The sequence below is a fragment of the Ornithinibacillus bavariensis genome (genome assembly GCF_018333235.1).
Classification (GTDB): domain Bacteria; phylum Bacillota; class Bacilli; order Bacillales; family Amphibacillaceae; genus Ornithinibacillus; species Ornithinibacillus bavariensis.
This window is the reverse complement of sequence record NZ_BORP01000001.1, coordinates 1,079,867-1,093,310: the sequence shown is the minus strand read 5'-3', so window position 1 is coordinate 1,093,310 and position 13,444 is coordinate 1,079,867. Positions and strand designations below refer to the sequence as shown.

The following is a 13,444-nucleotide window of genomic DNA, read 5'->3' as shown; positions in this document are numbered from 1 at the left end:
TATAGGGGCGGTTCTAGGAATTGCCCCTGATAAAGAAATGAGTGATGGCATGGTACAGACTAAAAAACAAAAACATCTGTTTTTAGCGTTTTGTTTATTACCAACATTTATCTTATTTGCTGTTTTTACCTTGTATCCGTTGTTTAGTGGATTGTATTATTCGTTTTTCGATTGGTCAGGATCATCCAGTAAGAAAGAATTCATAGGATTTGCCAATTATGTGCAATTGTTTAAGGATTCCGTCATACCAGATACAATTATTCACGATTACTTCTTAGTCGTAACAAAAGTTATTGGAATCATGATTTTAGCCATCTTTTTTGCAGTAGCATTGACACAATTGAAAATAAAAGAAGCACCCTTTTACCGAATTGTGTTCTTCTTTCCAAATATTATGTCTGTTGTAGTAATTGGGATATTATGGACGTTTATTTTTAACCCTAATTTAGGACTAGTTAATTCTGGCTTAGAGGTTTTAGGCTTAGAGTCACTTGCAAAACCTTGGCTTGGTGATGAAAAATGGGCACTTCCAAGTATCATGGTACCAGCGATATGGGCTGGGATTGGACTATTTATGCTCATGCTTATGGGAGGTATTGCAAACATATCGAAAAGCTATTATGAAGCGGCAAGGATAGATGGGGCATCGGAATGGCAGCAATTTTGGAAAATAACATTACCACTTGTTTGGCCTCAAATAAAGGTTTCTATTCTGTATATTGTTATTACAACACTGAATGGATCGTTTATACTCGTACAGGTCATGACAGGTGGGGGACCAAATAACGCTACGCATGTAATGGGCTCGTACTTATATCAGCAAGCCTTTAAGCAATACAACTTCGGATATGGTGCAACTATTGGTGTTATGATTCTAGTTCTATCATTGGTAACTGTTTTGCTATTACAATTTTTAATGCGACGGGAGAAGGTTGAGTATTAGCGAGTAGGAGATATTTACCCGTCATGTCGGTAGGGGGATATGTATGGAAAAAAGTGTAGGGCAATTTCTCGGAAGGACAGGTATTCGAATCCCATTAATCTTGTGGACGATTGCGGTATTGTATCCGATATTCTGGATGTTTTTAGGTTCATTTAAATCCAATGCAGAGATTTATCGTAATCCATGGGGATGGCCGGAAGTATTTAATTTTAATAATTTTTCCCAAGCATGGTCGAATTATAATATCGACACGAGTGTGTTTAATAGTTTATTTGTTACGGTAATTGGTGCTGTACTTACACTTGTCTTAGCTATACCGACCGCTTATGCGATTGAACGGATAAATTTTCGCGGTAGTAAGGTTCTGTTTACAATCTATATCTCAGCAATGATGATTCCAATGGTATTAGGCTGGATCCCTTTGTTTTTTTTACTATCTAAATTAAATCTATTGGATAGTATAATAGGGCTTTCGATTGTTTATGCAGTTAGTCAATTACCATTTAGTATTTTTGTTTTAACTAGCTTTATGAGTACTGTTCCAAAGTCACTAGAAGAAGCAGCTGCCATTGATGGGATGTCTCCTTATGGAATTCTATTTAAAGTAATTACACCACTAACGATGTCTGGAATTATTACAGTCTCCATCATGAATTGCATCCAATTTTGGAATGAATACTTCATGGCACTAATCTTTCTGCAAACAAAAGAAAATTACACACTGGCATTGGCAATTGACTACATCAGTAACGAAGCTCAATACACCAACGCTTGGGGAACACTATTCGCAAGCTTAGTCATCGCCATTCTCCCTGTGATCATCCTCTACATTATTTTCCAAAGACGCATCGCAAAAGGCATGACGGAAGGAGCCATTAAAGGGTGAGGCGGCTACTGCTACTCCCTATGTCAAAAGAAAAGTGAAAATAATAGTACTGAGCTGACAAAATTGTCATGGTAAATAGAAAATAACCTTACTTCTAGTCTCGTGCAACATATTCTCAGGTCAACCGCTCTTTATGCGGTTTATAATCTACCGAGTGGTTGCTGCCACTCGGTTTTTCTTATCTTATAGCATATAAGCAGTAATGATATAACCTTCTGATATAAAACTCTGCTAAATTATCTATTTTTACCCAACTGTTCATTCATAGAATCCACATTCCTCTTGTAATAAATAAAAAAACCTGTCCAATACAAAGAATACAGTACTGTAAATAGTAATATTCCAATTGCAACAGCCTTAAAGTTAAACGGGATCCAACCAACCGGAAGGGCAATTAAAATATATACGAAAATAGAGAGAGTATAATGGGTTATCGTTTTTCTTAATGGACTCCATTTTTCGGTTTCGAAAATATAGGAAGCTAACCCAAAATAAATCCCTAGTCCAAAGCTTGCTAGCATATGATTCCAAACCTCAGCAGCAGTTTCTTCAAAATGAGCAAACTTTATAATGGTAAGGGCAATAAATGTGGCGATTCCACCAAATGCAATCCCATATACCCCCCTTCGTAGGATTTCTTTAATCATTTAATTGTCCCCCCATCAATAACTTTTCCTTCACCTTAGCTACATAACTTCGCGTAATATATTCTTTATTTCCAGAATGAAAGTAAACACATAGATTTCCGTTAAAGGATAATTCGAATCGTTGTATCTGATTTAAATTACCGATCACCGATTTGGAGAATCGCATGTAATAATGGGGGATTAATATTTCTTCTACTTCATAAAGCTTCATTTTAAGTTCAATTTTCATTTCCTTGATTGCGGCAAAGACCTTTCTTTTTTCCGCATAGACATAATCAATATCTTTTGGATCAAGTAATACAGTTTGATCCTCAGCCACTCCAAACAATCGCTTTGGCTTTTGCTTCTTTAAAAGATTAATAAGTTCTTCTAATTCTTCAGACCAATTATTGGTTTTAATGGTAACGATCGTTTCTTCATGCTTCTCATCAATATCAATGTTTACCTTCATTCTATTCCCCCTAACAAGATATCCGGTTAACCACGAGCTTGCTTTAAAAATTTAGGGTAGCGTAATACAGCAAGTAAATAACCGCCACATCCAAAAGCCATAATGATAAGAATGGTTTGTAAGAAATCTTTATGAATTAATACTCCATTTAATGCATCCTGAAATGCTTGATGAGCCCAGTACTGTGGCAGAAAATATGCTATCGTTTGCAGGAAATCAGGCATAAATTTAAGTGGAACCCAAAGACCTCCAAGCATTGCTCCACCAAGCCCAATCACCTGTGTAAGGGCAATACCCATATTTTCAGTTTTGACAAGCAATGCTAGTGAAAGCCCAAATCCTGTAGCAGTGAAAGCTAAGGCTAGTGATAAGAAAAGGAGCAAGAAAGGTTGCTCTATTGGAATTTGGTAAACTAGTTTTCCGAATACTAGCAATATAACAATTTGAATCCATACTATAACCATATATGGAATCCATTTTCCAAGCAAATAGAATTTTGGAGTGATGGGTGTACTAGCAATTCTAGCTGTCATCCCTGTATCTTTATCTTTTAGAAATGTCGTAACCATGGAAATCATGATGAAAAATACAAACATTACTGCGTATCCTGGTATAATAGACATAATCACCTGTTGTTTAGTAGCTTCATCTGATCCTGATGTAAATATTGCAGTCGCTAGAATAATAAAAGCAATCGGTAAAATAAGCATCCAAAATAACAGACCATGATCCTGTAAATTTTTCTTCATTTCTAATAAAAACATAGCTCTCATTAAGACACCCCTCCTATCTTTGAACTCTCCTTAGAGGAGGAATGTACTCCCTCTCTTAGCTCACTTCCGGTTAACGTGAAAAAAACATCTTCTAATCGAGGCTTTACAAGCTCAAGTCTCTCTAGCTCGCTTGTGTTTGCCTGGTACATCAATAAGATTTGTTTCATGACAGCAATTGGCATTTCGGTCTTGATTAAGAATCCTTGCCTATATGCAGAGATTTGGCCGAGTTTATCTAATGCTGTTACTTGGAGATTCTTTGCTTTTACAAAAACTGATGGGGTAGTATATTTTTGGATCAAGGTGGAAATATCCCCTTGTTCAACAATTTTTCCACAATCTAAAAAGGCAACCTTGTTACAAAGCTGTTCCACCTCTTCCATATAGTGTGTAGCATAGATGATCGTACAACCTGTCTCCTGTAAGTGTCGAATCATTTCGAAAATATGCCTTCGAGATTGTGGATCTATCCCAACAGTGGGTTCATCCATAATAATAAGCTTTGGTTGGTGCATTAGTGCACATCCAATATTCAATCTTCTTTTCATTCCCCCAGAGAAATGCAACACTTTATTCTTAGCATGACTAGATAAGCCAATTTCTTCTAACACTTCCGTCGCTCTTTTCTTAAGTTGTCTTCCGCTTAGTCCATACAGTTTTCCGAAGAAACAAAGATTACTATAAGCTGATATGCTTTGTTCCAAGCAGATTTCTTGAGGAACATATCCAAGTACTTTCTTTTGGAAAGTACTCTTAGTATTATTCAGCTGAACCTTGCCTTGATAATCTTGAATGATAGAGGCAAGAATCTTTAGTAAAGTAGATTTTCCAGCACCATTAGGTCCAACCAGTCCAATGCAGCTACCTGATGGAATGTCTAAAGATATATGCTCCAGTACCAACTTATTCCTATAATATTTTGTTACATCATGAATCACTAACAATAAAATCACCGCCTTTTTATTTCATTATGGCAGTGAATAACTACCCTTTAAGATAAAAGGAATAATATGTCGTTAATATGGAATAAAATAACGGAAGTAATGTATGAAGTGGATTACTAAATGGGGATATAATAATGTAAGTGAAGGCAGATCTCATGACTCTTTTGACACACAAATAAGGCATGATGAATAGCTATTCATCATGCCCGTCTACTTATAACTTTTTTCGTAATTAATATTGAAAGAAAGTAAGTTATGCAGAATTTTTACTCGTGAATGTTTACAATTAAAGCTTAAACTGGTGAATCAAATCGTTTAGCTCTTCAGCAGATTTAGCAAGGTGATCAGAGCTACTTGCTACTTCCTCCATAGAGCTAGAGGTTTGCTCTGATGTAGCAGATACTTGTTCAACACCTGCAGCCGCTTCCTCTGAAATAGCAGCAATTTCTTGTACAGCACCATTCATTTCTTGTGTACCTGTAGCAACTGTAGTTAGAGCTTCTGAAATTTCTTGTATATGATGAACCATCTCATTGATAGCTTTTTGTATTTCATTAAAAGTTTCAGCAGTCATTTTTATTTGGTTTGTACCTTTTTCTACCTCATTATACCCATCTTGTAAAGCTATTGTTACGGAATTTGATTCCATCTTAATACCCTCAACAATATCAGTTATATCGGAAACGGAGTTGGATACTTGTTCTGCTAATCTTCTAACCTCATCAGCAACAACAGCAAATCCCTTTCCATGTTCTCCGGCTCTTGCAGCTTCAATTGCAGCATTTAATGCAAGTAGATTTGTTTGTTCAGCTATATCATTTATAAGAGAGACTAAATTAGATATTTTTTGAGATTGTTTATTTAATGCTCCTACCTTTTGAACGGTATCTTGGAAAACCTTGTTAATTTTAACCATTTCTTCAGAGGACATTTTCATTAAATTACTACCTTTATCTGTCAAGTTGAGAACGGTCTTGGATGAGAGGTTAATTCGTTCTCCTCTTTCATCCGCAGTTTGCACCCTATTAGCAAATGTACTCATAACATTGGAGAGCTCGCTAGTCTGATTTGCCTGTGATTCTGCTCCTAAGGATAATTCGTGCATAGTTGTGGCAATCTGCTCAGAACCTGCTTTTACTTCATTCGCTGATTGAGTCAATTCTTCACTTTGTGTACTTACCGTATCCGATACCAAGCTAATCTTATAAAGTAAATCTCGTATCGAAAGATTCATTTTGTTTATCGATTGAACCAACTGACCAATTTCATCGTTAGATTTAGTTTGTAGTTCCTCTTGACTTAAGTCGCCAGATGCCAGTAATTTCATGCGTTCTGTAATATGAGGTATTGCCTTAAGCATTTGTTTTATTAGGATAAATACTACAATCATTAAAATAACGCATGCTATTCCGAATAGCATTACCATAGTTATCGTGTAGGAATGAAGAATATCCAAGGCATTCTTTTCAGGAATTGACGTTCCAACTGACCATCCAGTTGTAGATACTGGTGCGTATCCTATATATTCCTGTTGGTTATTGACCTCACTTAAACGTAGCCCTTTTTCGCCTTCAATCATTTGAGTACCTATTTCCCCTAAGTCCCCTGACATATTTTGCAGCTTTTCTTGTAATATTAACTCATTGTTTGGGTGATAAAGAATGGTACCATCACTTGATAATAAAAAGGAATAGCCGCCTTCTCCTAATTTATATGATTGCATTGTCTCTGGAAGTCCATCTAGAAATATATCGATTGCCACAATGCCGATAGGTTGATTATCTACTTTAATAGGTTGCATCACACTTAAAATTATTTTGCCAAATACTTCATCCATATACGGTTCGGTGAAGTACACATCATCTTTAGCTAAAGCAGGTTCATACCATGGACGACTAGCAATATCGAAGCTAGGGTCAGATAATACATTGTTACTTCCAATCAAATAATTTCCTTTATTACTGGCTACCCAAGCCATTGCAATGGAATCGTTATTTTTCACTATTTCATCAAGTGTTTTCGACACATCATCAAAGTATGAATTGTCTTTTACGTCATCTCTTGATTTTGCAGTATCTAATAATCTGATTACTTCTTGATTTGTAGCAAACTGCTTAATTATAGCCCCTTTTTCCGCAAAAAGGCTATCAACTTGGGCTGCAATCGCTTCACTCTTCGTTGATAGTTCTGTTTCTACGTTATTTACTAACAATGATCTCGTATACGAAAAAATTATCGATCCTGTAATAGAAAAAATAACGACGATCATTATCAGCAATATGAAAGCTACCTTCATCGAGATACTATTTCGAATCCTACCAAATCCTTTTGTATTACTATCCCTACCTTTTTCCATCATTTTCACCTCGTTGTTTTCCCCTGTTGAACATTTTTCATCTTTCTCCCATTAAGGTCACTTTTGGTTTATCGGCTAAATTAACATATTTTTGAATGATATTAAAAAAAATAGAGCTAATATATTGAGATACCATTAGTTACCTCCTACATTCAATTATTTGACGAATTAATTGAATATTTTTAAAAATATACTGTAAAAATTTTTATAACATGTTACATTACGAAATGTAACAACAAATATCAATAAAGAAGGGAAGAAACAGTCGTATGAAGTTTAGAGAAGAAGTCATTCCAAACCATCGAATAGCTTATATGCGGAGAGTTGGTCCATATGGTCCAGCAAATAGCGAGGTAATGGAGCCTTTGAAAAAGTGGGCGAAGGAGAAAGGTCTTTTTAAATCCGCAGCAATACTAGCAATCTCACAAGATGATCCGAAAACAACAAAACCTGAACATTGTAGATTTGATGCTTGTATTGTCCTTCCAGACAATTATCAACTAGACGATTCAATCGATGAGGGGGAACTCTCTGGAGGGAAATATCTTATTTTTGAAGTGGAACATACAGATAAAGCGATTCAAGAAGCATACACTAAGATTTTTCCAATTTTATTTAGTAATGGCTATCAGTTAGAAAACAAACCGATTATAGAAAGATACATTGCTGAAGTGACCGATAACCCTTTTAGCGAAATATGTGTACCGATTAAACCCTAGTGATTTGATTACTCTATTTTCCCATATAAAAAATAAAAAAATAAATATAAAAAAACTATTGAATAGCATGCCCAATCGTGCTATATTTTTTTTAGCATTGTAATAAAATCTATTTGAATAGATATGGAGCTTTGCAAATTTTTCATGTCTGATAATAGTAATGCATACATTATTGGGGAAAGGATAGTAGCTTTTATAAAAAATTAGTTGTTGATTTTTGGTAATGTTGAATAGATTCACCGAACAGTACGCACCCAACGGGGAAGGAAAAATCGCGTGGCGATGCCTTTACCTGGTAGAGAAGGGTGTATTTTTAATGCCAAAAATTATGACTGATTGTCATTCTTTCTCTAATAAACGATGAAAAATGTCAAAAAACAGTACTTTTTCCTCTGTTTTTGAATAGCAAAACACAGCAAGGAAAAAGTAATGATTACGCAATGCTTCAAAATTGCAGGCGCGAATAGTGGAGAAAATTCACTTACCTCATAGGAAACAAAGAAATAAAGGAAACGGAGGGAAGCATGTTGGGTGTTCAAATGGTAAAGCTGGAACATGTAACAAAAGAGTTTGACGACACAATAGTAGTGGATGACTTGAACTTGGATATTAAGGCTGGGGAGTTCTTAACCTTACTCGGCCCATCAGGATGTGGAAAAACAACCACATTACGGATGATTGCTGGCTTTGAAAAGCCGACTTCTGGAAAGATTCTTTTAAATGGTAATCAAGTAGATGATATGGAGCCATATAAGCGGGAAGTCAATACTGTTTTTCAAAGCTACTCTCTATTTCCTCATATGAATGTATACGATAATGTCGCCTTCGGATTGAAAATGAAGAAGGTCGGTAAGGAAGAGATTAAAGAGCGAGTTACCAAAGCACTGAAGCTTGTACAATTAGAAGAATATGGGACTCGTAAGCCAAAGCAGCTTAGTGGTGGCCAGCAACAACGTATTGCAATTGCCCGAGCAATTGTGAATAATCCTAAGGTGCTCTTACTTGATGAGCCACTTGGTGCCCTGGATTTAAAGCTACGTAAACAAATGCAACTGGAATTGAAACATCTGCAACAGACACTAAATATTACGTTTATTTATGTAACACATGATCAAGAAGAAGCATTAACAATGTCTGATCGTATCGTAGTTATGAATAAAGGGAAAATTGAGCAGATAGGTACACCGCGTGAAATATATGAAAAACCGAGAACGCGATTTGTCGCTGATTTCATCGGTCAAACGAACATCTTAGACGGTAATGTTTCGGCGGTAAATGGTGACATGGCAACATTGGAACTAGCAGATCAAACGATTGAAATTCCTAATTCGTCCGAAGTGGCTTTGAAGGAGCATGCATTCCTCTCTGTCCGACCAGAAAAAATGAAAGTTAGTAATACTCCAATTGAGGGTCCTATAAATTTAAAATGTACCTTCAAGGAGAAGATATACGTTGGCTCCGTTACGAAGATTGTTGTTCGTTTATCAGATGGTAAAGAACTCACGATCAATGAGTCTCATGAAAATATTGCGGAATTAACGAATAATAATGATGTGTATGTAAGCTGGAACCCTGAAAATGCAGTTATGCTTATAAAATAATATATAGTAATGCTGTCCATCTATGACAGTAACCTAATTTAAATGATTGGAGATGGGAAGGATTGAAAAAGCTTTTTCTATTTGGACTTTTAAGTATGATGATATTATTTCTAGCAGCATGTGGCTCCGATAAAGAGGACAACGCTAGTGGGGAAAAGAAATTAAGTGATAAGCTGTATGTATTTAATTGGAGTGAGTACATTCCACAAGAAGTACTAGATGATTTCGAAAAGGAATTTGGGGTAGATGTCGTTTATTCTACTTATAACTCTAACCATGAAATGCTTACAAAGGTACAAAGTGGAACTGTTGCTTATGATTTAGTTTTCCCTTCAGATTATTATGTAAAGCAAATGGTTGATAATGATTTGCTGCTAGAAATTGATTTTGATAATATTCCTAACTATAAAAATATTGGAGATGCATGGCATGATATGCCATTTGATCCAGACAATAAATATTCCGTACCATTTATGTACGGTTATGACGGAATTGCTTATAATAAAGAATTCATTAAAGAACCTCCTACAAGCTGGGCAGACCTATGGAACCCAGAATATAAAGGGAAAGTTGCACTACTAGAGGAGTCTAAAGAAGTATCAAATATGCTTCAGCAGCTATTAGGTAATGATATGAATGATCCTACTAAAGAACAGCTAGAGGAAGGATTTAATAAATTAAAAGAAGTAGTTCCAAATGTATTAGCATTTGATGCAACACCATCTGATCGATTAGTTAGTGGTGAAGTATGGATTGCACATGCATACTCTGGTTCTGCATCTACTGCTTGGTTAGAGAATGAAAACATCGATTTTGTTCTTCCTAAAGAGGGGGGAATTGTGTGGCTAGATGCTATGGCAATTCCAAAAACAGCTAAGAATAAATACACGGCTGAAGTGTTTATTAACTACTTGCTACGTCCAGAAGTAAGTAAAAAGCTTTCGGAATTTATCCCTTATGGAAATCCGAATGATGAAGCATTGAAGATTTTACCAGATGAAATTAAAAATAGCCCTGGAATGCAATTCCCTGATGAAGTCATCAAAAATGCGAAGTGGAACCTTCCACTTGATACAGAGCGGACACAATACATGAACCGTTTATTCCAGGAAGCCAAGGTTGAATAATTCAGAATTTCATAGAGAGGCTGTCTTAAGTTAAGGTTTATTACTTACTTAGGACATCCTCTTCTCATATGTTTATTACGAAGTTGTCTAGCTTCATGTGTCAATCACTAGCGGACTTCCTTCAGTTCAAGATAATTCTACATTAACTTTTGATAAAAGGAATGTCGACTAAAATCGGTCGTTACGGCCAACGTCGACCCACCTGGCATTGCCAGGCACAGTTAGTACGTCTATACCCGGGCGTCTTATGCTTTTCTAATAGGAAGGTAGGTGGAAAATGTGAGAGCTAGAACGAAGAAAATATTATTTTCGTTTTCCCTACTCGTCTTTTTATTCTTTTATATCCCTATTTTATTTGTGATTATATTTTCATTTAATGATTCTAAGCTAGGAACGGTTTGGACCGGCTTTACCCTAGAATGGTATGGTTCATTATTTAAGAACAGCCAACTAATTGGAGCGACATTAAATAGCTTATATATAGCGGTTATTACCACTATTATTGCTACCATTTTAGGTACTCTTGCAGCATTAGCATTACATCGCTATACCTTTATTGGTAAGAAATCTGTTGAGTTTCTATTTTATATTCCGGTTGTTATTCCGGATATTGTTGTTGCGGTAGCATTGCTTGCAATTTATGGACTACTAAATATGTCTTTAGGCTTGAATACAGCAATTCCCGGTCATGTTGCCATCACGATTTCCTATGTAATGCTAGTCGTTTTAGCTAGATTATCCTCCTTTGATAGTTCACTTGAAGAAGCGGCAAAGGACTTAGGTGCAAACGAATGGCAGACCTTTTGGAGAGTAACATTTCCACTCATTTTTCCTGGGATAATGGCTGGAGCATTGTTAGCATTTACCATTTCATTAGATGAATTTGTCATTTCGTTCTTTACTTTAGGGCCTGGTAGTAATACGTTACCGGTACTTGTTTATTCGATGGTACGTCTAGGCGTTTCACCAGAGGTTAACGCATTATCGACGATCATCATATTATTAATGGTAATTGTCGTAGTAGTGGTAGGACTAAGAATGAGGAAGGGGGAAAATTTAAATGAGAAAAAGCTTTAAAAAAGCCTATTTACTGTTATCCCCCAGTCTGTTTTGGTTAACATTATTTTTAGTAGTACCAGTTATCTTTATTGCGGTAATCAGCTTCACAACCAATGGTGATTTTGGTGCTATTATCTATAAGTTTAGTACAAAAGCCTACGCTTCTGCATTCAGCTCACTTTATGCCAAAGTTATTTGGCAATCCATTTGGTGGGCATTAGTAGCAACTATCGTATGCCTTATTGTTGCATATCCATTTGCATATTTTATCGCACACGCTGGTAAGTGGAAAAACTTATTACTCTTACTTGTTATGGTACCGTTCTGGACGAACTTACTTGTTCGATTATATTCATGGATTATCTTAATGAATAATAAAGGGGTTATCAACAATGTATTAATGGATTTAGGTATTATTAAAGAGCCATTAGCATTGCTGTACTCTCCAGGTGGAGTTATCATCGGTTTAGTTTATGGTTTCTTGCCATTTATGATATTACCCATTTATTCATCGATTGAACAGTTGGATAAAACCTTTTTAGAAGCATCAGAGGATCTCGGTGCAAGACCGATAAAAACATTCCTGAATGTTACTCTACCGTTGACTTTCCCTGGTATTCTGGCTGGATTCATCATTACTTTCGTACCAGCAATAAGTGTATTCGTCGTAACGGATTTATTTACTGGCGGTAAACTGTTGATGGTTGGAAATGTAATTCGTGATGCATTCCTAGTTGAGATGAACTGGCAGCTTGGTGCAGCATTGTCGTTATTATTGATGGTGCTTGTATTACTATCACTGATGTTATTTATGCGCTTTACAAATCGGAAGGATCGAAAGCTTTTAACATAATGGAAGCATGCATTGTTGCATGCTTTTTTTGTTTAGAGAAAGAAAAAGATTCAAAAATAATCCGGGGACACTTTAACCATTAAAGAGGACTTATGGAATAGGTCTTTTCTATTATTTTTATTAATTGCTATGGTTATTTAGTATTTTTAATAGAAAATTTGTCGAATTATGGAAATATTTATAGTATAATGGCACTAGATATATTTTTCGAAAAAGGCAAACCTGTCGAAAGATAGGGACGCAAAGCAAAGGGCCTAATACCGTTTGAGTGATGGCTGCCTTGCTACCGAAGAAAGCCGGAACTATAGTTAGGGAGATACTACTTGGGTTCTCCTAAATTTCATTAACTCTTCACACCTATTTTCGAAAGCAAATTTAATTAAAGTGAGGTGAGATAATGGATTACACAGTATGGATTTATATTCTGTTGGGAGTTGTATTCCTATTAATACTGTCTTTATATTTATTATTACGTAAATCATCCCAAAAACCTCATTTAACAATGGAAAGCACAACTACCCAGGATAAGAATGAACCTCCAGCTTACCCAACTTTCACTGGCATAAACCTTAGAGAAAATTTTCGTGTAAATTTAGATGATGTTCCATGCTTTGTAGAATTTCTCGACATAGAGAATGAAGCATTAAACCCAAAATTCTTTAATGGTGTATTGAAGAACATAAGCGTGGGTGGTGTGAAGGTTGTTGGGGAGTTTGAATATCCAATTGAGGAAGAAATTAGGATTAAACTGCGGTTTTCCTTAAAGGATAGTATGTTCATTGTCAAAGGTAGAATTGTTAGGAAGGAATTATATCCGGATAGAGATAGATTTGGATATGGGGTTCAGTTCACCAATCTGTTTGACGAAGATAGAGAGCTGTTATATCAACTATTGAATCAGATAATGGCAGAGCGTAGAAAAAAGCGAATAAAAGTAGGACTGATTGGGGAAGAGTCTATGGTTTAAGTACCGTGGACTCTTTTTTGTTCAAATTTTTTCTTTTTTTATTGTGAGTTTCTATGATTCTACAAAAAATAATAATTTTTTTTCAAAAAAGATTAAACATATTTTTTTTGTGCCGATA

Annotated in this window: 13 protein-coding genes and 1 riboswitch; of the genes, 8 read left to right on the top strand and 5 right to left on the bottom strand. The window is 35.8% G+C overall.

The window, feature by feature from the left end; genetic code table 11:
- Nucleotides 1-49: 49 nt before the first annotated feature.
- Both KI338_RS05495 and KI338_RS05490 read left to right on the top strand, forming a co-directional pair.
- A complete protein-coding gene (locus KI338_RS05495; protein ID WP_212919937.1) occupies nucleotides 50-943 on the top strand; it encodes a carbohydrate ABC transporter permease in 894 nt (297 codons plus the stop codon).
- 43 nt (nucleotides 944-986) lie between these two features.
- Nucleotides 987-1,829, top strand: a complete 843-nt coding sequence (locus KI338_RS05490; RefSeq protein WP_212919936.1) for a carbohydrate ABC transporter permease — start codon at nucleotides 987-989, stop codon at nucleotides 1,827-1,829.
- Between the two features lie 236 nt (nucleotides 1,830-2,065).
- On the opposite strand, the gene KI338_RS05485 is transcribed toward KI338_RS05490, so the two are convergent.
- The 5 genes from KI338_RS05485 to KI338_RS17700 all read right to left on the bottom strand — a co-directional run bounded on the left by KI338_RS05485 (nucleotide 2,066) and on the right by KI338_RS17700 (nucleotide 7,003).
- On the bottom strand, nucleotides 2,066-2,476 hold the full coding sequence (locus KI338_RS05485) for a DUF3021 domain-containing protein (RefSeq protein ID WP_212919935.1): 411 nt from the start codon (nucleotides 2,474-2,476) through the stop codon (nucleotides 2,066-2,068).
- The gene (locus KI338_RS05480; RefSeq protein WP_212919934.1) at nucleotides 2,469-2,927 is read right to left on the bottom strand and encodes a LytTR family DNA-binding domain-containing protein; all 459 of its coding nucleotides are present in this window, start codon (nucleotides 2,925-2,927) and stop codon (nucleotides 2,469-2,471) included. Before KI338_RS05480 ends, KI338_RS05485 begins: the two co-directional genes overlap by 8 nt.
- Before the next feature lie 26 nt (nucleotides 2,928-2,953).
- Complete coding sequence (locus tag KI338_RS05475; RefSeq protein ID WP_212919933.1) at nucleotides 2,954-3,700, bottom strand: ABC transporter permease; 747 nt, start codon at nucleotides 3,698-3,700, stop codon at nucleotides 2,954-2,956.
- A complete protein-coding gene (locus KI338_RS05470) occupies nucleotides 3,700-4,638 on the bottom strand; it encodes an ABC transporter ATP-binding protein (RefSeq protein ID WP_244853405.1) in 939 nt (312 codons plus the stop codon). The genes KI338_RS05475 and KI338_RS05470 overlap by 1 nt, the downstream gene beginning before the upstream one ends.
- A gap of 292 nt (nucleotides 4,639-4,930) precedes the next feature.
- On the bottom strand, nucleotides 4,931-7,003 hold the full coding sequence (locus tag KI338_RS17700) for a methyl-accepting chemotaxis protein (protein ID WP_244853403.1): 2,073 nt from the start codon (nucleotides 7,001-7,003) through the stop codon (nucleotides 4,931-4,933).
- A gap of 266 nt (nucleotides 7,004-7,269) precedes the next feature.
- On the opposite strand from KI338_RS17700, the gene KI338_RS05460 reads away from it, so the two are divergent.
- The 6 genes from KI338_RS05460 (at nucleotide 7,270) to KI338_RS05435 (ending at nucleotide 13,326) form a co-directional block, all read left to right on the top strand.
- Nucleotides 7,270-7,719 carry an AraC family transcriptional regulator gene (locus tag KI338_RS05460; protein ID WP_212919931.1) on the top strand — a complete coding sequence of 150 codons (450 nt, stop codon included), beginning with the start codon at nucleotides 7,270-7,272 and terminating at the stop codon, nucleotides 7,717-7,719.
- Between the two features lie 524 nt (nucleotides 7,720-8,243).
- Nucleotides 8,244-9,320 carry an ABC transporter ATP-binding protein gene (locus tag KI338_RS05455; protein WP_212919930.1) on the top strand — a complete coding sequence of 359 codons (1,077 nt, stop codon included), beginning with the start codon at nucleotides 8,244-8,246 and terminating at the stop codon, nucleotides 9,318-9,320.
- Between the two features lie 62 nt (nucleotides 9,321-9,382).
- Nucleotides 9,383-10,447 (top strand): ABC transporter substrate-binding protein, encoded by a 1,065-nt coding sequence (locus KI338_RS05450; protein WP_212919929.1) that lies wholly within the window; start codon nucleotides 9,383-9,385, stop codon nucleotides 10,445-10,447.
- 279 nt (nucleotides 10,448-10,726) lie between these two features.
- A complete protein-coding gene (locus KI338_RS05445; RefSeq protein WP_212919928.1) occupies nucleotides 10,727-11,524 on the top strand; it encodes an ABC transporter permease in 798 nt (265 codons plus the stop codon).
- Complete coding sequence (locus KI338_RS05440) at nucleotides 11,508-12,359, top strand: ABC transporter permease (protein WP_212919927.1); 852 nt, start codon at nucleotides 11,508-11,510, stop codon at nucleotides 12,357-12,359. The genes KI338_RS05445 and KI338_RS05440 overlap by 17 nt, the downstream gene beginning before the upstream one ends.
- A 205-nt stretch (nucleotides 12,360-12,564) precedes the next feature.
- A riboswitch (cyclic di-GMP riboswitch) is annotated at nucleotides 12,565-12,650 on the top strand.
- A 106-nt stretch (nucleotides 12,651-12,756) separates the two neighbouring features.
- Nucleotides 12,757-13,326: a PilZ domain-containing protein gene (locus KI338_RS05435; RefSeq protein WP_212919926.1), complete on the top strand. Its 570-nt coding sequence runs from the start codon at nucleotides 12,757-12,759 to the stop codon at nucleotides 13,324-13,326.
- The last annotated feature ends 118 nt before the right edge of the window (nucleotides 13,327-13,444 follow it).

Coding starts and splice junctions, on each gene's coding strand:
- KI338_RS05435 (WP_212919926.1), top strand. CDS start 12,757: ATGGATTACACAGTATGGATTTATATTCTGTTGGGAGTTGTATTCCTA.
- KI338_RS05485 (WP_212919935.1), bottom strand. CDS start 2,476: ATGATTAAAGAAATCCTACGAAGGGGGGTATATGGGATTGCATTTGGT.
- KI338_RS05490 (WP_212919936.1), top strand. CDS start 987: ATGGAAAAAAGTGTAGGGCAATTTCTCGGAAGGACAGGTATTCGAATC.
- KI338_RS05480 (WP_212919934.1), bottom strand. CDS start 2,927: ATGAAGGTAAACATTGATATTGATGAGAAGCATGAAGAAACGATCGTT.
- KI338_RS05455 (WP_212919930.1), top strand. CDS start 8,244: ATGTTGGGTGTTCAAATGGTAAAGCTGGAACATGTAACAAAAGAGTTT.
- KI338_RS17700 (WP_244853403.1), bottom strand. CDS start 7,003: ATGATGGAAAAAGGTAGGGATAGTAATACAAAAGGATTTGGTAGGATT.
- KI338_RS05460 (WP_212919931.1), top strand. CDS start 7,270: ATGAAGTTTAGAGAAGAAGTCATTCCAAACCATCGAATAGCTTATATG.
- KI338_RS05495 (WP_212919937.1), top strand. CDS start 50: ATGGTACAGACTAAAAAACAAAAACATCTGTTTTTAGCGTTTTGTTTA.
- KI338_RS05440 (WP_212919927.1), top strand. CDS start 11,508: ATGAGAAAAAGCTTTAAAAAAGCCTATTTACTGTTATCCCCCAGTCTG.
- KI338_RS05475 (WP_212919933.1), bottom strand. CDS start 3,700: ATGAGAGCTATGTTTTTATTAGAAATGAAGAAAAATTTACAGGATCAT.